Annotated in this window: 25 protein-coding genes; 14 read left to right on the forward strand and 11 right to left on the reverse strand. The window is 56.2% G+C overall.

All coding sequences use genetic code 11. The features are described 5' to 3' along the window. The first annotated feature begins 4 nt into the window (after positions 1-4). From HW561_RS05210 to HW561_RS05225, 4 genes are all read left to right on the forward strand, one after another. Complete coding sequence (locus HW561_RS05210; protein ID WP_176862415.1) at positions 5-799, forward strand: LpxI family protein; 795 nt, start codon at positions 5-7, stop codon at positions 797-799. Beyond that, positions 799-1,965 (forward strand): lipid-A-disaccharide synthase, encoded by a 1,167-nt coding sequence (gene lpxB / locus HW561_RS05215; RefSeq protein ID WP_176862417.1) that lies wholly within the window; start codon positions 799-801, stop codon positions 1,963-1,965. Before HW561_RS05210 ends, lpxB begins: the two co-directional genes overlap by 1 nt. Beyond that, positions 1,958-2,533, forward strand: a complete 576-nt coding sequence (locus HW561_RS05220; protein WP_176862419.1) for a hypothetical protein — start codon at positions 1,958-1,960, stop codon at positions 2,531-2,533. Before lpxB ends, HW561_RS05220 begins: the two co-directional genes overlap by 8 nt. A gap of 267 nt (positions 2,534-2,800) precedes the next feature. After that, positions 2,801-3,346, forward strand: coding sequence for a carboxymuconolactone decarboxylase family protein (locus tag HW561_RS05225; RefSeq protein ID WP_176862421.1), 546 nt, complete (start codon positions 2,801-2,803; stop codon positions 3,344-3,346). Here the strand turns inward: HW561_RS05225 and mnmA are convergent. Next, positions 3,343-4,491 carry a tRNA 2-thiouridine(34) synthase MnmA gene (mnmA, locus tag HW561_RS05230; protein ID WP_176862423.1) on the reverse strand — a complete coding sequence of 383 codons (1,149 nt, stop codon included), beginning with the start codon at positions 4,489-4,491 and terminating at the stop codon, positions 3,343-3,345. The genes HW561_RS05225 and mnmA overlap by 4 nt on opposite strands. A 129-nt stretch (positions 4,492-4,620) precedes the next feature. On the opposite strand from mnmA, the gene sciP reads away from it, so the two are divergent. From sciP to HW561_RS24125, 5 genes are all read left to right on the forward strand, one after another. Next, positions 4,621-4,914 (forward strand): CtrA inhibitor SciP, encoded by a 294-nt coding sequence (sciP, locus tag HW561_RS05235; protein WP_176862425.1) that lies wholly within the window; start codon positions 4,621-4,623, stop codon positions 4,912-4,914. An 84-nt stretch (positions 4,915-4,998) separates the two neighbouring features. Beyond that, positions 4,999-5,715: a response regulator transcription factor CtrA gene (gene ctrA / locus HW561_RS05240; protein WP_176862426.1), complete on the forward strand. Its 717-nt coding sequence runs from the start codon at positions 4,999-5,001 to the stop codon at positions 5,713-5,715. 126 nt (positions 5,716-5,841) lie between these two features. Then, the gene (gene ligA, locus HW561_RS05245; protein ID WP_176862428.1) at positions 5,842-7,968 is read left to right on the forward strand and encodes an NAD-dependent DNA ligase LigA; all 2,127 of its coding nucleotides are present in this window, start codon (positions 5,842-5,844) and stop codon (positions 7,966-7,968) included. Next, positions 7,965-10,055 (forward strand): ATP-dependent DNA helicase RecG, encoded by a 2,091-nt coding sequence (gene recG / locus HW561_RS05250; RefSeq protein ID WP_176862430.1) that lies wholly within the window; start codon positions 7,965-7,967, stop codon positions 10,053-10,055. The genes ligA and recG overlap by 4 nt, the downstream gene beginning before the upstream one ends. A gap of 112 nt (positions 10,056-10,167) precedes the next feature. Then, on the forward strand, positions 10,168-10,290 hold the full coding sequence (locus HW561_RS24125; RefSeq protein WP_268952722.1) for a hypothetical protein: 123 nt from the start codon (positions 10,168-10,170) through the stop codon (positions 10,288-10,290). Positions 10,291-10,475: 185 nt separating this feature from the next. Here the strand turns inward: HW561_RS24125 and HW561_RS05255 are convergent, their stop codons facing one another. Together HW561_RS05255 and HW561_RS05260 are read right to left on the reverse strand one after the other, a co-directional pair. Further along, on the reverse strand, positions 10,476-11,114 hold the full coding sequence (locus HW561_RS05255) for a MarC family protein (RefSeq protein WP_211198535.1): 639 nt from the start codon (positions 11,112-11,114) through the stop codon (positions 10,476-10,478). 58 nt (positions 11,115-11,172) lie between these two features. Beyond that, positions 11,173-11,625 carry an iron-sulfur cluster assembly scaffold protein gene (locus tag HW561_RS05260; protein ID WP_176862434.1) on the reverse strand — a complete coding sequence of 151 codons (453 nt, stop codon included), beginning with the start codon at positions 11,623-11,625 and terminating at the stop codon, positions 11,173-11,175. A 48-nt stretch (positions 11,626-11,673) separates the two neighbouring features. Between HW561_RS05260 and hisI the strand changes: the two genes are divergently transcribed. Next, positions 11,674-12,063, forward strand: a complete 390-nt coding sequence (hisI, locus tag HW561_RS05265) for a phosphoribosyl-AMP cyclohydrolase (protein WP_176862436.1) — start codon at positions 11,674-11,676, stop codon at positions 12,061-12,063. Positions 12,064-12,070: 7 nt separating this feature from the next. On the opposite strand, the gene gluQRS is transcribed toward hisI, so the two are convergent. From gluQRS to HW561_RS05285, 4 genes are all read right to left on the reverse strand, one after another. Continuing rightward, positions 12,071-12,958: a tRNA glutamyl-Q(34) synthetase GluQRS gene (gene gluQRS, locus HW561_RS05270; RefSeq protein ID WP_176862438.1), complete on the reverse strand. Its 888-nt coding sequence runs from the start codon at positions 12,956-12,958 to the stop codon at positions 12,071-12,073. Next, positions 12,955-13,569 (reverse strand): class I SAM-dependent DNA methyltransferase, encoded by a 615-nt coding sequence (locus HW561_RS05275; RefSeq protein ID WP_176862440.1) that lies wholly within the window; start codon positions 13,567-13,569, stop codon positions 12,955-12,957. The genes gluQRS and HW561_RS05275 overlap by 4 nt, the downstream gene beginning before the upstream one ends. Before the next feature lie 37 nt (positions 13,570-13,606). Continuing rightward, positions 13,607-14,947, reverse strand: coding sequence for a methylenetetrahydrofolate--tRNA-(uracil(54)-C(5))-methyltransferase (FADH(2)-oxidizing) TrmFO (gene trmFO / locus HW561_RS05280; RefSeq protein ID WP_176862442.1), 1,341 nt, complete (start codon positions 14,945-14,947; stop codon positions 13,607-13,609). A 260-nt stretch (positions 14,948-15,207) separates the two neighbouring features. Further along, positions 15,208-15,993, reverse strand: a complete 786-nt coding sequence (locus HW561_RS05285) for an enoyl-CoA hydratase (RefSeq protein WP_176862444.1) — start codon at positions 15,991-15,993, stop codon at positions 15,208-15,210. 58 nt (positions 15,994-16,051) lie between these two features. Here HW561_RS05285 and HW561_RS05290 point away from each other — a divergent pair, with 58 nt between their 5' ends. Next, on the forward strand, positions 16,052-16,495 hold the full coding sequence (locus tag HW561_RS05290; protein WP_176862446.1) for a PaaI family thioesterase: 444 nt from the start codon (positions 16,052-16,054) through the stop codon (positions 16,493-16,495). A gap of 60 nt (positions 16,496-16,555) precedes the next feature. On the opposite strand, the gene HW561_RS05295 is transcribed toward HW561_RS05290, so the two are convergent. Next, positions 16,556-16,783: a DUF1127 domain-containing protein gene (locus HW561_RS05295; protein ID WP_176862448.1), complete on the reverse strand. Its 228-nt coding sequence runs from the start codon at positions 16,781-16,783 to the stop codon at positions 16,556-16,558. 99 nt (positions 16,784-16,882) lie between these two features. On the opposite strand from HW561_RS05295, the gene HW561_RS05300 reads away from it, so the two are divergent. From HW561_RS05300 to rpsI, 3 genes are all read left to right on the forward strand, one after another. Then, complete coding sequence (locus HW561_RS05300) at positions 16,883-18,286, forward strand: aminotransferase-like domain-containing protein (RefSeq protein ID WP_176862450.1); 1,404 nt, start codon at positions 16,883-16,885, stop codon at positions 18,284-18,286. A 162-nt stretch (positions 18,287-18,448) separates the two neighbouring features. After that, entirely contained in the window at positions 18,449-18,907 is a 459-nt protein-coding gene (gene rplM, locus HW561_RS05305; RefSeq protein WP_176862452.1) for a 50S ribosomal protein L13, read from the forward strand. A gap of 5 nt (positions 18,908-18,912) precedes the next feature. Then, complete coding sequence (rpsI, locus tag HW561_RS05310) at positions 18,913-19,398, forward strand: 30S ribosomal protein S9 (RefSeq protein ID WP_109311665.1); 486 nt, start codon at positions 18,913-18,915, stop codon at positions 19,396-19,398. A 96-nt stretch (positions 19,399-19,494) separates the two neighbouring features. Here rpsI and HW561_RS05315 read toward each other — a convergent pair whose 3' ends face one another. From HW561_RS05315 to HW561_RS05325, 3 genes are all read right to left on the reverse strand, one after another. Then, positions 19,495-20,163 (reverse strand): YrbL family protein, encoded by a 669-nt coding sequence (locus tag HW561_RS05315; RefSeq protein ID WP_176862455.1) that lies wholly within the window; start codon positions 20,161-20,163, stop codon positions 19,495-19,497. Between the two features lie 149 nt (positions 20,164-20,312). After that, a complete protein-coding gene (locus HW561_RS05320; RefSeq protein WP_176862457.1) occupies positions 20,313-21,473 on the reverse strand; it encodes an ABC transporter substrate-binding protein in 1,161 nt (386 codons plus the stop codon). A gap of 24 nt (positions 21,474-21,497) precedes the next feature. After that, complete coding sequence (locus HW561_RS05325; protein ID WP_176862459.1) at positions 21,498-23,384, reverse strand: AMP-dependent synthetase/ligase; 1,887 nt, start codon at positions 23,382-23,384, stop codon at positions 21,498-21,500. Positions 23,385-23,388: the final 4 nt, after the last annotated feature.

Genomic DNA, 23,388 nt, shown 5'->3' on the forward strand with positions numbered 1-23,388 from the left:
GACCATGCTGGCGCTGATTGCTGGAACCGGCGCGCTGCCGAACGAAGTGGTTGCCCAACTGGCACAACGCCCGGTGATCTGCGCCATGGAAGGGTTTCTGCCCGATGACCTGTCGACGGACATCGTATTTCCGTTGGAGCAATTGGGAAGCTTTATCAACGATCTGCGCGCGAAAGGTGTGACAGAGATTTGCATGGCGGGCGCAGTGAAACGCCCGATGATTGACCCGTCCCGCATCGACGCAGCGACGCTACCTTTGGTCCCGATCCTGCAAAAGGCGATCATGTCAGGCGATGACGGGGCTTTGCGCGCTGTCATCGGGATATTCGAAGATTCAGGCCTACAAGTTCGGGCGGCGCATGAAATCGCTCCGAACCTGTTGCCGCCAGTCGGATGTTTGACCGAGGCACAGCCGTCAGAGTCCGATCTCACCGACGCGAACCGGGCTGCGGGTATACTGCGTGCCATGGGAGGTGCTGATATAGGGCAGGCTTGCGCAGTGTCCAAAGGGCAGGCTCTGGCGATCGAGTGTATTTTCGGCACCGCTTGGATGTTGCAGTCTCTGACACAGCGCCCGGATGCTGGCGGCGGCGTTTTGTTCAAAGGTCCAAAGCCAGAACAGGACCGACGCGCGGATCTGCCCGCAATCGGCCCGGATACCGTATCCGGCGCCGTGGCTGCCGGCCTTTCCGGCATCGTCATTGAAAAGGGCGGCGTAATTGTCTTGCAACGAGACCGTGTTATCGCAGAATGCAACCGACTGGGTCTGTTCCTTTACGTCCGCGAGCGGACGGTCTGATGCGCGTTTTTCTGGTCGCCGGTGAACCGTCGGGCGACCGTTTGGGCGCCGCGCTGATGGAGGGATTGAAGAGTCTGGTGCAGGGCGTCGAATTCGATGGTGTTGGTGGACCGCTGATGCAAGCGCAAGGGTTGAGCAGCCGCTTTCCCATGTCCGAGCTCAGCGTGATGGGCCTGGTCGAAGTACTGCCCAAGTTCTTTCACCTCAAACGCCGGATAACGGAAACCGCTCAGGCGGTTCTGGATACGCGGCCGGATGTGTTGATCACTATCGACAGCCCTGATTTCAGCCTGCGTGTCGCCAAGATCGTCAAGGCAAGCAGCGATATTCGCACCGTTCACTATGTCGCGCCCAGCGTCTGGGCCTGGCGACCGGGACGGGCCGATAAAATGGCCAAGGTCATCGATCATGTTCTGGCGCTGCTACCGTTCGAGCCGCCTTATATGGAACGCGCCGGAATGGAATGTGATTTCGTCGGGCATCCTGTCGCCAGCGAACCGGTCGCAACACCGCAGGAAATCGCGACCTTTCGCGCGACTTTTGATCTGGGGGACGCTCCGATCCTGCTGGCCTTGCCCGGATCGCGACGCGGCGAAATTGAGCGACTGTCCGAGTGTTTCGGCGACGCGCTGAACCGTTTCACCTCTGATCGCTCCGATTTTCGGGTTGTTGTTCCGACGGTTGACGCGACAACCGACCTGATCAATTCCATCGTCCCCGGTTGGCCAGGCAACCCGGTTGTGCTGGATCCACGTCAGGTCGGACCAGTTCAGGCCAGCGCTTATAAACGGGCGGCTTTTGGAGCGGCAGATCTCGCCCTTGCGGCGTCGGGAACCGTGTCGCTGGAATTGGCTGCACAGAACACGCCGATGGTGATTGCCTACAAACTCAACTGGCTGACCCAAAAAATGGCCGAACGGATGGTCAAGCTGGATACGGTGACGCTGGTTAATCTGGTATCAGAGACGCGCGCTGTTCCCGAATGCCTGCTGGATGACTGCCAGACCGACAAGATTGCCGCCGCACTGAAACAAGTGACGGACGCCCCTGACGCGCAGCGCGACGCCATGGAGGTGACAATGGATCGTTTAGGTCGTGGAGGAGAATCCCCCGGTCTGCGCGCTGCACGGGCGGTTCTGAAAAAAATGCCGCCGCATCATGATTGAATATCTGTTATTCTCTGTTTCCGCTGGCGTGGCGTTGATATCGACCAATCTGGACAATCTGGCAGTTTTGTTGGGCCTGATGATTGCCATGGAACAACGGCGCGCCATCGTTGGGTTTGCGATTGCTCAAGTGATCGTTCTGGCTTTGGCAATTGCTGTTGCAAACGGCTTAAGCCAAAGCGGGATTTCGTCATGGATCGGGTATCTGGGGGTTGTACCTTTGGTGCTGGGCCTGCGCGGGGTCTGGTTGCAGATCACCGCCACAAAGACACAGGAAATGAGTTCGAAAAGTGCTGCAGCCTCGGTCGTTGTCCTGTTTCTGAGTCTGTCCATCGACAGCTTTGCAGTGATCACGCCTTTGCTGGCGGATTCGACAGCTGCGTTCAGGTTGGCTGCAGTTTTAGGGGCTGGGATCGCAGGGGCGGTGTTGGTGATCATCGCAATCTGGGGCGCGCCGCGGGCCAAAAGCCTTGGTCCTCGCATTGCGCGCATGGACAGGATCGCGCCTTATATTATGATCTGTGTGGGCCTGTACATCTTGCTCAACACGCCGACTGACGCATTGTAGCCCTGCCAATTGGTTGACCGAAGAAAAACCAGAACTGGCTACGTAACCGTCAAAGAAATTGGACAGAATTCCTGCGGCTTCAACATTCCGCGTTGCGGATCATGTCACCTATTTTCAACTGGAAATGAGTGATGAATTCGACCTCCTGACAGATCGCGAATGTCTCTGGTTGGATCAGGTGGGAGCGTGTTTCGCAACTTTGTGATTGCCGGGTTGTTGCGGCACTGTTCCCGACCTGAGATATGCGATCTGTAAAGGAGACACACCATGACCCGCATCCCGCCTTTGACCGATCAGGATATGTCCAAGGCGGCGCATGCGTCACGGATCGCTCTTGCCGAATATGGACCGTTTGACAACTGGGCGCGGCTGGCGGCATATTCTCCGCCGGTATTGGAGCACGTGACCGGGATGTTGACCGAATTGCGGGCGCAAGACAACTTGCCACGCCGGGCGCTGGAACTGGCGATGGTCACCGTGTCCAAACTGAACGCCTGTGACTACTGCGTCTCACATCATACACCGTTACTGACGGTTGCCGGGCTTAGCCCCGAAGGCGCGGCGCGGTTGCCAAATGTCGAAGACCACCCTGAGCTGGATGATTGCGACAAGGCCGTGGTGCGCTATGCCGAGGCGGTCACGACCCGATCGGGTCGGATGCGGGACGCCGAGGTCTCGGGGTTGCGGGACTGGTTCAGTGACGCGCAGATTGTTGAACTGACCTGGCGCATTGCCCTGTGCGGTGCATTCAATCGGTTCAACGACGCGTTACAGATTCAGATAGAGTCCGACCTGGCCCCGGTGTCTGCCTAATATCCGCGCCAGATCCATCCGCCGCCAAATATACGACTGCCGGTTCCTCCCTCGTAGAACACACAGGCCTGTCCGGGAGAGATGCCTTCTTCGGGGGTGAGCAGTTCGACCTCGGCCGTGGTGTCCGAGAGGGGGCGCACAATTGCCTCGCGCGGGGGACGGGTGGACCGCACCTTGACCGACAGATGCCATTCCTTTTGCGAGGTGAACGGAACGTCACCCAGCCAGTTGATCTCACGCACGGGGACAGTGCGGGTGGCCAGCATGTCTTTGGGGCCAACCACGACCTGTTTTTGATCCACATCCAGTCTCACCACGTAAAGCGGCTCGCTCAGTCCACCGATGCCAAGACCGCGGCGCTGTCCGATCGTGTAATGGATGACACCGGTGTGTTGCGCAAGGACACGGCCATCGGCATGCACGATGTCGCCCGGTTCAGCGGCGCCGGGGCGCAGCTTTTCAATCACGCTGGCATAGTTGCCGTCGGGCACAAAGCAGATGTCCTGACTGTCGGGCTTGTCGGCCACCGCCAGCCCATACTGAGCGGCCATTTCGCGCGTCGCGTCTTTTGAGGGCAGGTGCCCCAGCGGGAAGCGCAGGAACTCCAGCTGATCCGGCGTGGTTGAGAACAGGAAGTAGGATTGATCGCGGTTCGCATCCTCGGCGCTGTGCAACTCGGGTCCGTTGGGTCCTGTCTTACGCTGAATGTAGTGGCCGGTTGCCATGCAGTCGGCTTCTAGATCCTTGGCGGTTTCCAGCAGGTCCTTGAACTTTACCCGTTCATTGCAGCGGATACAGGGGACGGGTGTCGCGCCAGCCAGATAGCTGTCGGCAAACTCGTCGATGACGGCGTCTTTGAAGATGTTCTCGTAATCCAGAACGTAATGAGGAAACCCGCGCTCTTCAGCAACGCGGCGTGCATCGTGGATATCGATCCCTGCGCAGCAAGCGCCTTTCTTGGCCAGCGCTGCGCCGTGGTCATACAGCTGGAGCGTTACACCAACCACATCATAACCCTGATCGGCCAGATGGGCCGCGACCACAGAGCTGTCGACGCCACCGGACATGGCAACCACCACCCGCGTTTCCGAGGGCGGTTTGGCAAAACCAAGCGAGTTGAGCGGGGTCTCGGTATCGAGGGCCATGACGGTTCCAGTTCGGGTTAAGAAAGACCGGCAGAATATAGGAAAATTCTACACACTCTCAAGGGGCGGTTTCACGCCACATTAAGTAGGCTGATGTCAGCTTTGTCGCAGCAGGAAAAGGGTTGAGAGATGTATTTGCACAAAGTTGAGGGGCCACGGTCCGTAACCCTGCCGGATGGAACGGTTTTAACGCGCGCCGATCTGCCACCGGCGGACACACGGCGCTGGGTTGCGTCGCGCAAGGCCATTGTAGTGCGGGGCGTGCTTTATGGTTTGATTTCCTTGTCAGAGGCAAAAAAACGCTATGGCATCAGCGATGAAGAGTTCAACACCTGGGTCGCTGCGGTTGCAGAACATGGTGTTGATGCGCTGAAAGTCACGGCGCTAAAAAAATATCGACAACCTAAGGTAGAGGGTGAATAAATGATTCAACGGTAACGTCAGATTAACCATTCTTGGTCAGGGTTAATTTCAATTGGAATAATTGACCCGAATTGGAGCAGTGAAATGCGAATACTTCTTGTCGAGGATGATCCTACAACATCCAAAAGCATCGAACTGATGCTGACGCATGCGAACCTGAATGTGTATGCGACGGATCTTGGCGAAGAAGGTATCGATCTGGCGAAGCTCTATGATTATGATCTGATTTTGCTGGACCTCAACTTGCCGGACATGAACGGGCATGAAGTATTGCGCCAACTGCGGATCGCGCGGGTGGAAACACCGATCCTAATTCTGTCGGGCGCCGACGATACGGAAAGCAAAATCAAGGGGTTCGGATTCGGTGCGGATGATTATCTGACCAAGCCGTTTCATCGCGAAGAACTGGTTGCGCGTATTCATGCGATCATCCGCAGGTCCAAGGGACATTCGCAGTCGATCATCCACACTGGCCGCGTTGCGGTGAATCTGGATGCGAAGACTGTCGAAGTTGACGGGCAGACCGTTCATCTGACCGGCAAAGAATACCAGATGCTGGAGCTGTTGAGCCTGCGCAAGGGGACGACCCTGACCAAAGAGATGTTCCTGAACCATCTCTATGGTGGAATGGACGAGCCGGAATTGAAAATTATTGACGTGTTTATCTGTAAGCTTCGCAAAAAGCTCAGCAATGCAACGGGCGGTGACAATTACATAGAAACCGTTTGGGGGCGTGGCTACGTGTTGCGCGATCCGCAAACCAACAGCGTCGATGAGACACGGTTGGCCGTCGGCGCCTGACCGGAACCTCAATTTGTGCCGCCGGCGGTCCAGGGCGGCACTTCTCACTCACGGCTCAGCACGACTGGACCTAGCCATGACCTCGCCCTATCACTGAGATCCAAGAACGCGTGATAGGGCGAGGCCATGAGCAACTCCATTTCGATACCAGAGCTGACTGAAGATGAGGCGCGCAACGAGCTGGCGCGCCTTGCCGAATTGCTTGTGCAGGCCAACACGCTTTACCACGCGGAAGACGCGCCTGAGATTTCTGATGCGGAATACGATTCGCTTAAGCGCAGAAATGCCGGGATCGAGGCGCGTTTCCCACATCTCAAGCGGCCGGACAGCCCGTCCGATCAGGTCGGCGCACGCGCGGCAGACGGCTTTTCCAAGGTCACGCACGCAATGCGAATGATGTCACTTGGCAATGCGTTCAATGATGAAGATGTTGCCGACTTTGATCGGTCCATTCGAAAATACCTCGGTCTGGCCGAGGACACCCTCTTGGCCTTTACGGCCGAGCCGAAGATAGACGGCCTGTCCTTGTCTCTGCGTTACGAAAAAGGCGAGCTGGTTCAAGCCGCAACACGGGGCGACGGTGAGGTGGGTGAGAACGTAACCGCGAATGCCCGCACGGTGTCGGACATTCCGCAGCAGATCGAAAATGCACCTGACGTCCTTGAGGTTCGGGGCGAGGTCTACATGTCTCATGAAGATTTCGAGCACCTGAATGCGCGTCAGGCCGAGGTCGGTGGCAAAGCCTTTGCCAACCCAAGGAATGCTGCCGCGGGCTCATTACGGCAGTTGGATTCATCGATCACGCGTGCGCGTCCACTACGGTTTTTTGCCTATGCCTGGGGAGAGCTGTCCGAACCCTTGGCCGAGACGCAAATGACGGCGATCCATCGGCTGCAGAGCTTTGGTTTTCAGACGAACACCCTGACAAGACAGTGCCAGACAACTGCGGAGATGTTGGCGCACTATCACGAAATTGAGGCACAGCGCGCGACCCTCGGTTATGATATTGACGGGGTCGTCTACAAGGTCGATGACTTGGCCTTACAGGCCCGTTTGGGGTTCCGATCCACGACGCCCCGATGGGCGATCGCGCATAAATTTCCGGCCGAACTGGCCTGGACCCGGCTTGAGGCGATTGACATACAAGTGGGCCGAACAGGTGCGCTGAGCCCGGTTGCCCGATTGCACCCGGTGACCGTAGGCGGAGTGGTCGTGTCCAACGCCACGTTGCACAACGAAGACTATATCGCCGGATCAGACGCCAAAGGTGGGACGATACGCGACGGCAAGGATATTCGCGTTGGAGACTGGGTACAGGTTTATCGCGCCGGAGACGTGATTCCGAAAATCGCGGATGTGGATGTTTCGAAACGCCCCGAAGCGGCGGAACCTTACCAATTCCCCACCAAATGCCCTGAATGCCAAAGCGACGCGATCCGCGAAGAAGGTGACGCGATCAGGCGCTGTACCGGTGGCTTGATTTGTCCGGCACAGGCGATTGAAAAACTGAAGCACTTTGTGTCTCGAAAAGCTTTTGACATCGAAGGGTTGGGCGCAAAGCAGATCGAGATGTTCTATGACGATCCCGATCTGCCCATCAGAGCTCCGGTCGATATTTATACGCTGCAGAACCGCGATGCCGCCAATCTGAACAAGCTGGCCAACCGCAAGGGCTGGGGCGCGCAGAGCGCCAGTAAGCTATGGGCCGCGATTGACGAGAAACGCATAATCCCGTTTGGGCGGCTGCTATTCGCGTTGGGAATTCGACACATGGGTGAGGCGGCGTCAAACCTGATTGCCAATCATTATGGAACTTGGAGCGAATTCGAACAGGCCATAACAGTGGCTTCTGCCTGCGAAGGCCCTGAATGGGAAGACCTGCTTGGTATCGATGGAATCGGAGAGGTCATGGCTCGCGCGCTGGTTTCCGCCTTCGCACAGCCTGCGGAACGGGCCAGCATCGATGATCTGGTCGCTCAGTTGCAGGTACAGGAAGCCAAGCGGCCGGACAATACGGGCAGCCCTGTGGTTGGGAAGACCGTCGTTTTCACCGGCACGTTGGAAAAAATGACCCGCGCTGAAGCCAAAGCGCGGGCAGAAACGCTTGGAGCCAAGGTCTCAGGTTCGGTCAGCAAGAAAACCGATATTCTGGTGGCCGGACCCGGTGCGGGATCCAAGGCAAAGAAGGCAGCTGATTTGGGCATTGAAACGTTGGATGAGGATGGCTGGCTGCAGCTGATCGAAGGCGCATGAGCGGACGGCCGGAACAACTCTTTCCTCTGTTTGCGGGATTGGAAACGCTGGACGGTGTTGGACCCAAGACCGCTCAAGTGATGGCGCAAACGGGTGTTGAATGCCCGCGCGATGTGCTGTTCAGCTTGCCTTATGCCGTTGTAGACCGGCGCAGGCGCGACACAATTCAGGGCGCTGATGTGCCGACGACCCTGACGGTTGAAGTTACGGTGGGAACGCATGTTCCATCCCGGAACAAAGGTGGCGCGTATCGTGTGCATGTCGAAGACAGTCAGGCCGATTTCCAGCTGGTCTTTTTTCATGCACGCGGGGATTACCTGAAAAAGGTTCTGCCGCAGGGCGCGCGTCGGGTGATATCGGGCAAGCTAGAACTGTTCGATGGCATGGCCCAGATGGTCCACCCAGATCATATGTTGCCCGTGGAAGAGGCTGGCGAGATCCCAGAGTTCGAGCCTGTTTACCACCTGACGCAGGGTCTGACGCAAAAGGTGGCGTTCAAAGCCGCGCGGAGTGCATTGTCACGGGCACCCGAATTGGCAGAGTGGATTGACCCGGCGCAAGTAGCTCAGCAGAAATGGCCGGATTGGGTGTCGGCCATCCAGGCGGCTCATAACCCGCAAGGGGCAGATGATGTTGCGCTATATGCACCGGCGCGTGAACGTTTGGCTTATGACGAGTTGCTTGCCCATCAATTGACGCTTGCCTTGGCCCGGCTACGGGAACGCAAAGCGCGCGGCATTGTCAGCGTCGGAACCGGTGGGTTGCAATCCAAGGTTCTGGCCAACCTGCCATACCGTCCCACGGGGGCACAAACCCGAGCGATCGAAGAGATTTCTGCGGATATGGCGTCAGAATCACGCATGAACCGTCTGCTTCAAGGTGATGTGGGTGCTGGTAAAACACTGGTGGCTTTCATGGCGCTGCTCGTCGCGGTTGAGGCAGGCGGGCAGGGGGTCATGATGGCCCCGACCGAGATTCTTGCACGCCAGCATCTCGAAGGGTTGCGCCCGCTGGCGGAAGAGGCCGGGGCGGTTCTGGAAATCCTGACCGGGCGCGATAAGGGCGCGGAAAGACGGGCTAAGCTCGAGGCTTTGAAACGCGGCGACATCCAGATTCTGGTTGGGACCCACGCAGTGTTCCAAAGCGATGTTGAATTTGACGCCCTGCGTCTGGCCGTTGTGGATGAGCAACACAGGTTTGGTGTCCGCCAACGGATGGAATTGTCGGACAAGGGGCAGGGCGCCGATGTTCTGGTCATGACGGCAACACCGATCCCTCGCAGTCTGGCGCTGGCGCAGTATGGCGATATGGATGTCTCGGTACTGGATGAAAAGCCGCCCGGGCGCAAACCGATCAAAACAGCCGTAATCAGCACGCAACGTATGGATGAGGTTGTGGCTCATCTGAGGCAGGCTATCGAAGAGGGGCGGCAATGCTATTGGGTCTGCCCGTTAGTGGATGAATCAGAGGTCTCGGATCTGACTGCGGCAGAAGAACGGTTCAAACGGCTGCGGGCCATTCTGGGGGATGACACGGTCGGGTTGGTGCATGGTCAAATGCCACCTGCCGACAAAGACGCTGCCATGAAGGCCTTTCAGACCGGGCAAACCAAAGTGCTGGTGGCCACCACGGTGATCGAAGTGGGGGTGAACGTGCCCAATGCCTCGATCATGGTAATTGAGCGGGCCGAGATATTTGGCCTGGCGCAGCTTCATCAATTGCGCGGACGCGTCGGACGGGGGGAGGCCGATTCCACTTGTTTACTCATGTATCAGCCACCGATCAGCGAAGGGGGACGCAAACGGTTAGAGGTTCTGCGTGAGACCGAAGACGGCTTTCGCATTTCCGAGACTGATTTGCAGATGCGCGGGGCCGGTGATCTGATTGGTACCGCACAATCCGGTTTGCCGAAATTCCGGATCGCTGATCTGGAACGCCAGGCCGGGTTGATGGCAGTCGCACAATCTGATGCGCGCGCATTGCTGAACGCAGACCCGCAACTGAAATCCGAGCGGGGCAAGGCGGCGCGTGTTCTGCTTTGGCTGATGAAACAAGATCAGGCGATCCGTTTGATTTCAGTGGGTTAGGTGATGAGAGATCATTTTGTTCGCAAATGTTCTCAAAAAGTTCTTTACCGACTCGGGGAAATATGAGAACAAAAGGTCAACAAAGGATTAAATCCCTAACCGGAGGTGACCAATGCTGACCCAGATCAAGACTGTGTTTAACCGCTCGCAATCCACAATTCTGCAGGATGCAGTCGGTTTGGTCTCTCTGGTTGTGATGCTGATGGTCGCCCTCCATCTGCCTGTCGGGTTTTAAGCCTTTCTGTCTGCGCTCTCGTGCCGATCAAACCGCGCTTGTCATCCCTATTACTGTCAAGGGTGACCTGCCTGTCCCAAACCCCTTGAGGGGCCATGCCTCGGCCCCGCGCGGATATCCGGACCCCACACGAGAAACGCATTACCTGCCGCCGCCCTTTCCGCCCGGAAGGAGCGGCGGCTTTTTTACAGCTGGCCGGTTTTGAAAATTTCCAACATCGCTGACAGCACCGAATTGACCGCGACCGAGGCCAGGATCATGCCCATGACTCTGCTGATGATCGCGGCGCCCGAATGTCCAATCAATCGGATGATCGGCTCAGCCATGAGCATCAGGACAAAAGCGACAACCAGAACGGACAGCATGACCAGCGCCGTGATCCCTTGATCCGCAGCGCTGTAACGATGGTTGTCTGTCAGAATAACAACGGCCAGCATCGCACCGGGGGAGGCCAGCGATGGAACTGCAAGGGGGAAGATCGCCGGGTTTTGCTTGTGGATTGTGTCTTCCATGTCCTCTTCGGCCTGACGCTGTTCGGTTTCCTGTTTGCTTTCGCCAAAGATCATCGTCAGCGCGAACAGGAACAGGATGATTCCGCCCGCGACCTGAAACGAGTTCAAGCCGATATCCAGCGCTTCGATCAACAATTGTCCGAAGATCAGGAAAAACAGCAAAACCCCGGCGCTGATCAACGAGGCCAGCATGGCTGTGCGCCGACGGGCGGCGGCTTCGAGACCTGCGGTAACTGCGATAAAGACTGGGATCGTTCCAATCGGGTCGATAACAACCCAAAGCGTCACAAAGTGTTCAAGCAAATTATTCAAACCCATCACTCCCCAAATTTTGCGTGAGGTTAGACAGGTTTGCGCTAAATTACTACGCTCAGGCGCAGTTTGCTTGTTCGGCCTGTTCCAACGCTTCGGTCGTCGCGTCCAGCGCCAGAAGGATCGAGGCGTGGCGGTTCTTGTACTCCCGCGCGGGCATCAGCACTTCGAGACCGTCAAACGGGGCATCTGGGGCAGGGCCATCTTTTTTGAGCATTGCCGCCAGCTGATCGCGCGCCGTTTCGACCTGTGCCCGTGTGGTTCCGATCACCGCGCTTCCTACGATCGAAGCTGATGCCTGACCCAATGCGCAGGCTTTGACGTCCTGACCAAACCCGCTGATCCGGCCATCTTGCACCTTTACATCAACGGTGACGGTCGAGCCGCACAAAGGCGCGCGTTTCTTGACCGTCGCATCGGGATCGCTGAGCCTGTCGAGATGCGGAATATCCGCCGCCAGCGCCAGAATGCGCCCGGAATACAGCTTTATCAGGTCGTTCTCGCCGCTCATGGCTTTCCCTCGTTGCGTGTTCCCCATACATAGTGGCCAGCCCCCGGGATGCAAAAGGTTTTTGTCATGTCTGACCCCGTCATGTTTGATCCATCGACCCTGAAATTCAATGAGGCCGGATTGATCCCTGCCATCGCGCAGGATGGGGCAACAGGAGAGGTGCTGATGATGGCCTGGATGAATGCGCAAGCCGTGGAGCGTACGCTGGAGACAGGTCGTGTCACCTATTGGTCGCGTTCACGTCAGACATTCTGGATCAAGGGCGAAACCTCGGGGCACATGCAGGAACTGGTGGATTTTCGCATCGATTGCGACCGGGATTGTCTGTTGGTTTTGGTGCGTCAGACCGGGGCCGCTTGCCACACCAACCGGCGTACATGCTTCTACACGGCGGTGCGTAAAGGCACTGAAACCGAGTTGATGTCGCCGATGGAGTGAACGTGAGTTAGAGACCGACCTTGGCGCGGACATCGCTATTACTGACGCCTTCGGCCCGGTATTTTGAGATCGCCCGTGCATCATCACGTTTTGCCAAACGTTTACCGACCTCATCGCGGATCAGGCGATGGTGAAAGTACTCGGGCGTGGGAAGATCCAACAGGGCCTGTAGCAAGACATGAATGCGTGTCGCTTCGAACAGGTCCTGACCGCGGACCACGCGCGTAATCTCTTGAGCGGCGTCATCCAAAACCACTGACAGGTGATAGGAGGTGCCCATGTCGCGTCTGGATAAAACGACATCTCCGATGGTGCTTTCCAATTCTTCTGGCGTGAACGTGATAATGCCAGTCTCCCCATTCGGACCTTCCCCGCGTTCTTCAAAACGACCCATGGGTGTCTTTGGACCAAATACATGACGCCCGGCCTTGAAAACATCCAGTCTCAGCGGTTCGTTTTTCGGTCGTGGACGTTGGCTTAAATCCTCGCCCTGCATCCGAATGCGGCAGGTGCCCGGATAGATCAGCCCGTCAGGTCCAAGCAGCGGGGCACCTTCCTGCGGGGCGTTTGTGGCCGCCGCAATGTCTTTTCGATTGCATGTGCAGGGGTACAAGAGACCGCGGGCCCAAAGTGTATCGAGCGCATTTTCGTAGACGGGCAAACGATCAGATTGGCGCATGACAGGTTTGGACCATCGAAGACCCAACCAATCGAGGTCGTCAAAAATCTGCTCTTCCCAATATGTACGCGATCGGGATTGGTCGATGTCTTCGATGCGCAGCAGAAACTCTCCGCCCTCGGATGCTGCCATATCACTGGCCAACATCGCCGAGTAGGCATGCCCCAGATGCAGCGGTCCAGTTGGAGATGGCGCGAAGCGAGTCTTGAAAGTCACGTTTTTTCGATAACATACACGTCGGATTTAAGGTTCATCCCAGGCAGGTGCGGACCATATTCACGAAATAACAGCCGAGCGGCCCCCATATCCAGCCAATCATTCAACCTCGTGGTGTAAGAGTGATCCGCAAGCGTATGATCATTATATGAAAATGCTAGCATTCCGCCCTTTGGCAAGGCATGCATCAGCAGGTCCAACGTCTCAGGTGGGGCCGCGCCGGTACCAATAACCCCGATGGCGGTAATTGCCGTATATGCATCCTGGGTCAGCGGGGCTGGGTCGGTGATTTCGAAACTCGATAGAGTGCGATAGACGCCTTTGGCGGCTGCAACCTCCAACATGTTGGGTGTTGGGTCCATACCGTCGATCACCAAAAATCCGGCTGCGTGCAGCGCAAGCCCTGAAAGGCCGGTACCGCAGCCATAATCCAAAACCGGCGTTTGTGCCTGAGGCTGCTGGGACCACAGCGCCTCGGCTACGCGGCCCGGTGTGGCATAACCCTGAGCCGCAACCTCATCTTCGTAGGTCGCGGCCCATTTCTGGTAGTGTTCCTGAGTGTCCTCAGGGGTTTCAAGATCGTAGGTGCTTTTGAAAAACTTATCACTCATGCCAGTATGCTAGGCCGGGCGGGCAGGGCGCGTCCAGTCAGCATTGCGCCAGCCAATTGGTCCACTCGGCTTTTGCCCGGTCGGTGTAGGCCTTATAGCGGTCCTTTCGGCCTCGGCGTCCGCCTTTCAGGCCCTCCACGGGGCGGAACAGGCCAAAGTTCACGTTCATCGGCTGGAACGTCTTGGCCTCGGCCCCACCGGTGATGTGGTGAATCAGAGCCCCCATGGCGCTGTCTTGCGGCACTTCAGGTAGTTCACGCCCCAGAATCTCGGCTGCTGCCAAGCGACCGGCCAGCAAGCCCATGGCAGCGCTTTCGACATACCCCTCGACGCCGGTAATTTGACCAGCAAAACGAATATTGGGTTTGGATTTCAACCGCATCTGCGCATCCAGCAGAGTGGGGGAATTGATGAATGTATTACGGTGAATACCGCCTAGCCGGGCGAAACTCGCGTTTTCCAGACCTGGGATCATACGGAACACTTCGGTTTGCGCACCGTATTTCATCTTGGTCTGAAAACCCACGATATTGAACAGTGTGCCCAAGGCGTTGTCACGGCGCAGCTGTACCACAGCATGCGCTTTGACATCCGGTTGATGCGGGTTGGTCAGGCCAACCGGCTTCATCGGTCCATGACGCAAGGTTTCGCGTCCGCGCTCTGACATCACCTCGATAGGCAAGCAGCCGTCGAAATACCCGGCTGTCTCGCCTTCGTGGAACTCGGCCTTGTCGGCGGCCAAAAGGGCATCGATGAATGCTTCATACTGGTCCCGGTCCATCGGGCAATTCAGATAAGCTGTGCGCTCTTCCTCCGTTTCACCTTTGTCATAGCGTGACTGCATCCACGCTTGGCTCATGTCGATGCTGTCTGCGTAAACAATTGGGGCGATGGCATCAAAAAACGCCAGCGCCTCCGCGCCGGTCTCGACCTGGATCGCTTGGCCCAATGCCGGAGAGGTCAAGGGACCTGTGGCGAAGATCCATTGTCCGTCATCCGGAAGGGAGGACACTTCTTCATCCGTAACGGTCACACGGGGATGGGCGCGCAGCCTGGCAGTCACATCTTCGGCAAACAGATCGCGGTCCACGGCCAGGGCACCGCCAGCGGGCAGCCGGTGTGCGTCAGCCGTGGTCATGATCAATCCATTGGCAGAACGCATTTCCCAATGCAGCAGGCCAACGGCATTCTGTTCGTCATCATCCGAGCGGAACGAGTTGGAACAGACCATCTCGGCCAGATTGCCTGTTTGATGCGCAAATGTGCCCACATTGGGCCGCATTTCGTGAATGACGACATCCACGCCCATTTCCGCTGCCTGCCAGGCAGCTTCGGACCCGGCCATGCCGCCGCCCACGATATGCAATACTTGTGTCATGCGCTGCCACATAGGGCAGAGTGCAGGCAGACGCAACTCGACCGGGCTTGGGCGTATAGTGCTTTTAAGGGAAGGGGTCTTGGGGTCGCCGCTGCGGGAATGTCAACGCCGGTGAGAGAAACCAGCTGGAGGGACCTTCCGCCCGCGACGACCCAAAAGTATGGTAGAGGCCTTAGCCTCGACCCAGCATTGCCACAGTGTTGCCCTTTTGAAAAGTGCTAAAATGAAAACAGTGGCAAAAAATGTATCAAATAATCGCGTTATTGGGTCCAATTCGGTGGGCGTTTCTCGATAAATGCGGAAATGCCTTCCTCGGTATCCCGGTGCAACATATTCTGCGCCATTACCTCACCAGTATAGTCGTATGCCCGATCCAACGGCATCTCAAGCTGCTGATAAAAAGCCTCTTTTCCGATTTTGACCGCCGTTCCCAACTTTGCGGCGATTTGCTCGGCCAGCGAAAGTGCCTCGTGCTCCACGAGCATTTCCGGAACCACACGGTTGATCAGCCCCAGTTCCACAGCTTTGTCTGCTGAGATGAAATCACCGGTCGTCAGCATCTCAAAGGCATGTTTTCTTGAGATATTGCGGCTAAGGGCCACCATCGGGGTCGAGCAGAACAGGCCGATATTCACACCATTTACGCCAAATCGTGTCCCTTCGGCGGCAACGGCCAGATCGCAGGTCGCAACCAATTGGCATCCCGCCGCTGTGGCAATGCCGTGAGCCTGCGCGATAACGGGCTGCGGCAGGGATTGGATCGACATCATCATTCGGGCGCAACGACTGAATAAGTCTTGAAAATAGGCTTGCCCCCCATCTTCGGATTGCCGGCCGGCTGTCATCTGTTTCAGATCGTGACCTGCGCAGAATGCTTTGCCCGCGCCAGACAGGACCACTGCGCGGATCGAATCGTCTTCGCGCAGAGTGTCGAATTGGGCTTGCAGTGCTGCCAGCATCTCGTCACTCAACGCGTTCAGACGATCAGGTGCGTTCATTTTCAACTGTGCGATCGCGCCCGTGTCGTTACGTTCCAGAATTGCCATCTTGCCCTCCGATCCGATGTCGGGCCAACTCTAGGCTGACAGAACGAAGAGGGGAAGTATGTCCGTGGCTATGAATAAAGATGAGCTATCGGAGTACCTGGCGCAGGTGTTTCCGCAGGTGCACAAGGATTTCGTTGTAGAAGAATTGACTGAAGACTCCATAACCATGCGGCTGGTGGTCGAGGAGCGTCACCTGCGCCCTGGTGGCACCGTTTCTGGCCCTTCGATGTTCGGATTGGCCGACGTATGTGTTTATGCAATGATCTTGTCCCGCAAAGGACGCCAATCCCTTGCGGTCACAACCAGCAGCTCGATGGATTTTCTTCGTAAACCTGAGGGCGCAGCTGACATGATCGCACAGTGCAGATTGCTGAAACTGGGGCGGTCTCTTGCCGTGGGGGATGTATTAATATTCTCGGAGGGGGCGGACAGCCCCGTTGCGCGCGCCAGTATGACTTATTCCCTTCCACCTGCCGGATCCGCTGCGGCAGCATTTGGATAAAAAGGGCCGGGGACACGCCCCGGCCAAGGAAAAGGTCCCAAAACTGGGACTGGGGATGCTTTAGTTCAGCCAGAAATGCCGATTTACTTCACGGTTGGCCTGATGCCGGGTCAAACCGACATCTTCCAGCAGCCTGTCATCCAGATAACTCAAGTTAATCCGGCTGCGGCGGCGACGTTCCCATTGAGTGACCGCCGCCGCAAACCGCACGGCCAGCGCGGCGATCAGCGGCAGTCGGGGACTGTCGTTCAGCAGCATGAGGGCGGGGTTGTGCATTGTGCGTGTCATCTTGGGTATCCTTTCAAATTGTATTGACACAAATAGTAGATGTTCGGTATATTTGCTTGATACATTCGAAATTGTGTCAAAATCAAAGGAAGAATTGTAATGGATACAATTTGGCCGGAAGAGCTGCCGAAATCCCAGGGGCCGAAGTATACCCTGGTGGCCGATACAATTCGAAAAGCTATCGAAAACAAAAGCCTGGAGGTTGGTGTGAAACTACCTCCGGTCCGAGAACTTGCATATAGATTACAAATCACGCCGGGTACTGTTGCGAGGGCCTATACCATTCTGACGGACGAGGGCTTGCTACAAGCTGAAGTCGGACGTGGTACATTTGTGGCGCCTCCAAAATCTCCAATCCTGGATGATGTCTGGTCGAGGCAACTGCATCTGAGAGACGACAAATATGATTCCAATGTCAGTCTATTCAGTCCGCGCCTGCCGGATGTGGGGCAGGTGCACCTGATCCGTGAATGCCTTGCGAAAGTCGCCCAAGGTGATCCACGGATGTTCATGAACTATCCCACGCGCGATGCCTACCTGCCGGTCCGGCAGGTGGTGGTTGACTGGCTATCGGATCTGCCGCTGGGCGCGCTGACCGCTGACGACATCGTTTTGACCCATGGCGGGCAAAGTGGAATTTGCGTTGTTTTTCAAACTGTTCTTAAAGGCGTCAAACCGGTAGTTTTGGTTGAGGACCTGTCCTATGCCGGGTTTCGCAGGGCCGGCGAGCTGATGCGCGCTGATATCATCGGCGTTAGAATGGATAAATGGGGGATCAGCCCCGAGGCGTTGGATCATATCCTGCGGCAGACACAAGCCCAAGCCATCTGCGTTTCACCCGAGGTGCAGAACCCGACGGGGGGGCACTCACCTCTGGAACGGCGCAAGGAAGTGGTCGAAGTTGCGCGTAAGTACAATCTGCAGATCATTGAAGACGATTGTTATCGCATGGGGGAAGCCCGTGCGCCCAGCTATCGCGCGCTGGCCCCGGAACGGGGATGGCATGTGTCGTCAATTTCGAAAACCCTAACGCCCGCGTTGCGGGTCGGATTTGCGATAGCACCCAAAGAACGCAGCGTGGATCTACGCCGATCTGCCGAGTATGGTTACTTCGGGCTGGCGCAACCGTTGGCCGAATTGACCCGATTGCTTCTAGGGCATCCCAATGCACGGCAATTGGCCAGCGACGTACGCTCGAAGATGGGTGAGTATGTTCGCGTGACGGTCAATGCGCTTGGCGGGTTCGACCTGAATTGGGATTCTGAAATTCCTTTTGTTTGGCTGAACCTGCCATCCGGTTGGCGTTCGGCCGCATTTAGTCGCGCGGCTGAGCGTGAAGGGATTCAGCTAAGATCGGCGGATGAGTTTGCATTACGGGATGGGCGCGCACCCAATGCTGTGCGCATTGCCATGAACGGGCATGTGTCGCTCGAACAGTTTGAGGACGCTATGCTGAGATTGCGGGCCTTGCTGGACAATCCACCCGAGCAAATAAGCGTCTAATTGTGGGGTAAAATAATACCTATTTTTTAAGGTATTGTAATTAAACACTTAAAACTGATTTACGTCGCTTGACCTGCATGTGCGCTCGCCATAAAAACCTCCCATCGAATTCGGGCCGCTCCGGTTGGGGCGGTCTTTCACATCAAACAGGACTATCCTGCCATGAAAACCTATTCTGCAACACCTGCAGACATCGACAAGAAATGGATCCTGATCGACGCCGAGGGCGTTGTTCTAGGTCGTCTTGCGTCGATCGTAGCCATGCGCCTGCGTGGCAAGCACAAAGCGACCTTCACTCCGAACATGGACATGGGCGACAATGTCATCGTGATCAACGCTGACAAAATCCAGATGACCGGCAAGAAGCGTGAAGAAAACTTCTACTGGCACACTGGCCACCCGGGCGGCATCAAGTCGCGCACCAAGCAGCAGATCCTTGAAGGCAAGCACCCCGAGCGTGTGGTCACTCAGGCCGTTAAGCGCATGCTGCCTGGCAACCGCCTGTCGCGTCAGGTCATGACCAACCTGCGCGTTTATGCCGGTGCTGAGCACCCGCATGAAGCCCAGTCGCCCGAAGTTCTGGATGTTGCATCCATGAACAAGAAAAACACCCGGAGCTAATGACCATGGCTGATCAGATCAATACTCTCGAAGAGCTGAGCGCCGTTGCAGGCGTTGAAGTTGTGGCCGAAGAAGTCATCGTACGTGAACCCGTGCGTGACGAACTGGGCCGTTCCTACGCAACTGGTAAGCGTAAAGACGCTGTCGCGCGCGTTTGGATCAAGCCGGGTTCCGGCAAAGTCACCGTGAACGGCAAGGACCAGGACGTGTATTTCGCACGCCCCGTTCTGCAGCTGATCCTGCGCCAGCCGTTTCAGGTTGCCGGCGTAGAAGGTGAATTCGACGTTGTCGCAACCGTCAAAGGCGGTGGCCTGACCGGTCAAGCCGGTGCGGTTAAGCACGGCATCTCGAAAGCGCTGCAGCTATACGATCCCAGCCTGCGTGGTGCCCTGAAAGCCGCTGGCTTCCTGACACGCGACAGCCGCGTTGTGGAACGTAAGAAATACGGTAAGCGCAAAGCGCGTCGTTCGTTCCAGTTCTCGAAGCGCTAACGCTGAGCGAACTACGAGTGAAAAGATTAACGGTCGCAAGATTTTGCGACCGTTTTTTATTGGATACATGACAGTGGTCTAGTGAATGTGCCGCATCTAGGCGCTTGTCTTATTGCGCAGCGCGGCCTCGGCTACTCCAACAAACCTTTCTCTGATCTGTTCAAGCTTGCGGGCATTCAACCGACGCGACCAACGACGCACAGGAATCGTCTGTTTGCAGCCAAAGCTATCGATCCAAACCCATCGACCGGTCCCATCCGGCCATGTCTGGTAGATCAGGTTTCTCTGGTTTTTGTTGCTGATGACAACATTCTCTTTTTCCAGCAGATCAAAGTGGTCATGCAAATCATCCAAATGCTGTTGTGTAAGCCGCCCGCTACCTGCGAGATCGTACAGGCTGGGGGAAAGTTCTCCGTCAGGGTCCGAAATGCGTTCGTACAGCAGAGCTAGGCCCAAATCCGTCTGAATGACACCACGCACCTCACAGACAGGTATGGGAAATGACCCACCTTGAAAGCGCGCCATCAGTTCGAAGGATTCACGGAATTCACGCAAAAACCCTTTGAAAGCCGTTGAACGGCGAAAGCGCCGGTCGAACCAGGTATCCGTCAAAAGATTGGCATTCTCATCCATGGTATGTGATTGCGGGATTTTTAACAGAGTGCCCGCGTCAGTCGGGTGTTCGTAAACATATTGCCGATTTCCCTGCGCAATCATGTTTTGGCCCGCCAGTTCAAGCAGGTTTTTTGGTTGTTCAGCCGTCATGTGACCACCTCGTTATTGATTTTGGCAACGTCAACAAATTCGACGTTGCTGTGGCCTTTCCAGTACATTGAGAAAGCAAGCCCGATACGGTCGGGTAATCATTTGGAAATCGTATTACAAGCTTCTACTCAACTTTCAGGTGCAATGGTTCACTCTTCGTAGACCAATTTCCATGCCCCGTTTTCCACCACGTTTACAAAAACCGTGTCGGCGCCCTGATGATCATCTGGTCCGTACGTAATGTGGTTGCCGACGAGATCATCCTGATAATCCAGAGACTCCATCGCAGCGATAAAGGTTTCATGAGTCAGGTCCGGCCCGGCTGCATCCAGCGCTTTGACCATCATCTCTGCCGCCGAGTATCCCAGCATTGCAAACCCAACCGGATCTTCACCCGTTGCAGCCTTGTATTCTTCAATGAAGGCAGCCGGAGCAGGCTCATCCGCGCGCGCCCAGAGGTCCTGCCATGAAGCTGCGGCATAGAACCCATCAGTAACTCCACCGGGGACCTGCGCGACAACCGTTAGAAAGCTGGCCGAAGTGCCGAGGAATTTCATATCCTCCAGCCCCATCTTCTTGGCCGTTCCGACCACTGTAATCGCCTGACGCACACCCAATGCCATTGTAACGATGTCGCAGCCTTCATCCTTGAGTTTACTCAGTGATCCGACGAAATCTGTTTCATCCGGTTTATGGGTGGTCTCGGTAACAAAGGCGATGCCAGTCTCTTCAGCTCCTGCTTTGCTTCCTTCAAGAATCTCGGCACCAAAATCCGTTGGTAGGTACATGGCGCAGACCGCCTGAGACCCAAACTGACCGGCAAGATATTTTACGCCGACGCGGGCCTGATCGTAGTAAGTCGAAAAGGACGTGAATTTGTTGTCCATTGGCTCTTGCAGCATCTGGCGGGCGGCAGTCAAAGGCGCAACATTTGGAATGCCCTTGGGATCCAGCAGCTTGAATCCGGCCAGATTCATCGGTGTGCCCAATGATTGCAACATGGCAAACACTTTGTCGCGGTTCAGCAGCTTGTTATAGCCCTGCATCGCACGTGGCATCTGATAGCCGTTATCCTCGACAACAAAGCGGATGGTGCGACCATGCACGCCGCCCTCGGCGTTGACGCGGTCAAAGACAACGTTCGCACCCTTTGTCGCCGGAACGCCTACGGCCGCGAAAATTCCGCTCAGATCATTGACCGAACCGATCACGATCTCATCGTCGGTCACGCCCTGCGTTTCCGCCCAACCCAGTGTTGCCGATGCCGTCAGGGCTGTGGCTGCCACCAGCCGTTTGATCACATTGCTCATCTCTCTCCTCCCTTAATCCTTTTGCTAATTGTACATGTCTTCAATGAGATGTCCGTGTTTCTTTTCAACAAGTCCGCGTTTCAATTTCATTGTAGCTGTCAGTTCATCATCTTCCGCCGTCAGCAGAACGTCGATCAGCCGGAAATCCTTGATCTGTTCCACCCGTGCGAAATCGGCATTAACCGCTGTAACTTCAGATCCAATCAATTCCTTGATGTCAGGTGCCGCGCAAAGGGATGCAAAGTCCGAGAACGGGATTTTCCTGTCCTGCGCGAACTTCTCGACATTCTCCTGATCGATCATGACCAGGGCCGTCAGGAATTTGCGTCGATCTCCGATGATCACCGCGTCCGAGATAAAATGGCTGAACTTTAACCGGCTCTCAATCTCGGCCGGAGTGATGTTCTTGCCGCCCGCAGTGATGATGATGTCCTTCAGGCGGCCAGTTATGATGATGAAATCATCATCGTCGATATGGCCCATATCGCCAGTGCGCAGCCATCCGTCAGAGGTGAAGGTTTCAGCCGTTTTGGCATTGCTACGCCAATACCCCTGAAAGACGTTCAACCCTTTCAGTTGAATTTCCCCGTCATCCGAGATGCGTATGTCGTTGCCGTCAACGGCCCGTCCAATCGTCCCGATCCGGTTATCTTCAATTGTATTGAGCGATGCGAGGCCGGAGGTTTCTGTCATCCCGAACCCTTCGACCAAAGGTACTCCGATGGCCCAGTACCATTTCAACAAATCGGTCGAGATCGGAGCGGCGCCAGTGCCGCCACGACGCAATTTGTCCAACCCCAACATGCGCCGCAGGTTGCGCAGGACCAGACGGTCCCAAACCCAGAACCAGACCGCGACGCCAAAAGGGACGGGCTTGCCCGCACTCGTGAACTTGGCGCGCGCGGCACCCGCTTTTAAGGCCAGGCCAAATGCCATGCGGCCCACAGGTGTCGCGTCCTGTATCAGAATTTGCACATACGCATAGAGTTTTTCCCAAACACGCGGCACGGCGGTGAAGGTGGTCGGAGAGACCTCTTGCAGGTTGGCAAACACGGTCTCGGGGCTTTCCGCAAAATTCACCGTGCATCTGGCCGCCAAAGGGAAATAGATCGATACATCGCGCTCCAGAATATGGCAGAGCGGCAGGAAACACAGTTGTTCGTCGCTGGCAAAGGTTGGCAAGGATCGGGCACCAGCCTCAATCGCGGCGAGGATGTTTTCGTGGCTCAGCATAGCGCCTTTGGGCTGTCCGGTCGTACCGGATGTGTAAACCAGCAACGCTGTGTCCTGCGGCCTTGCCAACGCCAGTTCCGCTTCGAACCCACCCGGTTCTTCGGCTTCGGCCTGTTTGCCAAGCGCATAAAGATCCTCAATCACCATGCAACGCGGATGGTTCAGATCATGCAATCCTTCATTTTCCAGAATGATGATCTTGAGAAGGTCGGGAACCTCGTCTTCAATCTCCAGAAATTTGTCGAGATGCTCTTCATCTTCAACAATCAAAAAGCGGCTACCGCTGTCGTTGATCAAGTATTTCAACTGGCTGGCTGAGTCGGTGGTATAGACGCCAGACGCGATACCTCCGACGCCCTGAATACCCATGTCAAACCAAGCCCATTCCTTGCGATCCTCTGACAGGATTGAAACCACATCTCCCCGTTGCAATCCAAGCTTGCGCAGGGCAAGGCCGATCCACTTGGCATGTTGCCAATAATCAGCCCAGGAATAGGATTTCCAGATACCCAGATCCTTTTCACGATGCGCGGTGCGGGCACCCAATTCGGCGCAGCGGCTCTGGAATAGCTCGCAAATGGTGATGCAGCCGTCGACGCGCAGTGGACGTTGTCCCGGCGTTACATTGAACTCAACCCCATTGATCGCGATTTGTGGGGGCAGGGGGCTGCTGTCCATCCGG

The organism is Ruegeria haliotis (genome assembly GCF_013377785.1).
Taxonomy (GTDB): Bacteria; Pseudomonadota; Alphaproteobacteria; order Rhodobacterales; family Rhodobacteraceae; genus Ruegeria; species Ruegeria haliotis.

Bases quoted from the DNA above. Each gene is read 5' to 3' on its own strand.
- HW561_RS05210 (WP_176862415.1), top strand. From the start codon at position 5: ATGCTGGCGCTGATTGCTGGAACCGGCGCGCTGCCGAACGAAGTGGTT.
- lpxB (WP_176862417.1), top strand. From the start codon at position 799: ATGCGCGTTTTTCTGGTCGCCGGTGAACCGTCGGGCGACCGTTTGGGC.
- HW561_RS05220 (WP_176862419.1), top strand. From the start codon at position 1,958: ATGATTGAATATCTGTTATTCTCTGTTTCCGCTGGCGTGGCGTTGATA.
- HW561_RS05225 (WP_176862421.1), top strand. From the start codon at position 2,801: ATGACCCGCATCCCGCCTTTGACCGATCAGGATATGTCCAAGGCGGCG.
- mnmA (WP_176862423.1), bottom strand. From the start codon at position 4,491: ATGGCCCTCGATACCGAGACCCCGCTCAACTCGCTTGGTTTTGCCAAA.
- sciP (WP_176862425.1), top strand. From the start codon at position 4,621: ATGTATTTGCACAAAGTTGAGGGGCCACGGTCCGTAACCCTGCCGGAT.
- ctrA (WP_176862426.1), top strand. From the start codon at position 4,999: ATGCGAATACTTCTTGTCGAGGATGATCCTACAACATCCAAAAGCATC.
- ligA (WP_176862428.1), top strand. From the start codon at position 5,842: ATGAGCAACTCCATTTCGATACCAGAGCTGACTGAAGATGAGGCGCGC.
- recG (WP_176862430.1), top strand. From the start codon at position 7,965: ATGAGCGGACGGCCGGAACAACTCTTTCCTCTGTTTGCGGGATTGGAA.
- HW561_RS24125 (WP_268952722.1), top strand. From the start codon at position 10,168: ATGCTGACCCAGATCAAGACTGTGTTTAACCGCTCGCAATCCACAATT.
- HW561_RS05260 (WP_176862434.1), bottom strand. From the start codon at position 11,625: ATGAGCGGCGAGAACGACCTGATAAAGCTGTATTCCGGGCGCATTCTG.
- hisI (WP_176862436.1), top strand. From the start codon at position 11,674: ATGCAAAAGGTTTTTGTCATGTCTGACCCCGTCATGTTTGATCCATCG.
- HW561_RS05275 (WP_176862440.1), bottom strand. From the start codon at position 13,569: ATGAGTGATAAGTTTTTCAAAAGCACCTACGATCTTGAAACCCCTGAG.
- trmFO (WP_176862442.1), bottom strand. From the start codon at position 14,947: ATGACACAAGTATTGCATATCGTGGGCGGCGGCATGGCCGGGTCCGAA.
- HW561_RS05285 (WP_176862444.1), bottom strand. From the start codon at position 15,993: ATGGCAATTCTGGAACGTAACGACACGGGCGCGATCGCACAGTTGAAA.
- HW561_RS05290 (WP_176862446.1), top strand. From the start codon at position 16,052: ATGTCCGTGGCTATGAATAAAGATGAGCTATCGGAGTACCTGGCGCAG.
- HW561_RS05295 (WP_176862448.1), bottom strand. From the start codon at position 16,783: ATGACACGCACAATGCACAACCCCGCCCTCATGCTGCTGAACGACAGT.
- HW561_RS05300 (WP_176862450.1), top strand. From the start codon at position 16,883: ATGGATACAATTTGGCCGGAAGAGCTGCCGAAATCCCAGGGGCCGAAG.
- rplM (WP_176862452.1), top strand. From the start codon at position 18,449: ATGAAAACCTATTCTGCAACACCTGCAGACATCGACAAGAAATGGATC.
- rpsI (WP_109311665.1), top strand. From the start codon at position 18,913: ATGGCTGATCAGATCAATACTCTCGAAGAGCTGAGCGCCGTTGCAGGC.
- HW561_RS05315 (WP_176862455.1), bottom strand. From the start codon at position 20,163: ATGACGGCTGAACAACCAAAAAACCTGCTTGAACTGGCGGGCCAAAAC.
- HW561_RS05320 (WP_176862457.1), bottom strand. From the start codon at position 21,473: ATGAGCAATGTGATCAAACGGCTGGTGGCAGCCACAGCCCTGACGGCA.
- HW561_RS05325 (WP_176862459.1), bottom strand. From the start codon at position 23,384: ATGGACAGCAGCCCCCTGCCCCCACAAATCGCGATCAATGGGGTTGAG.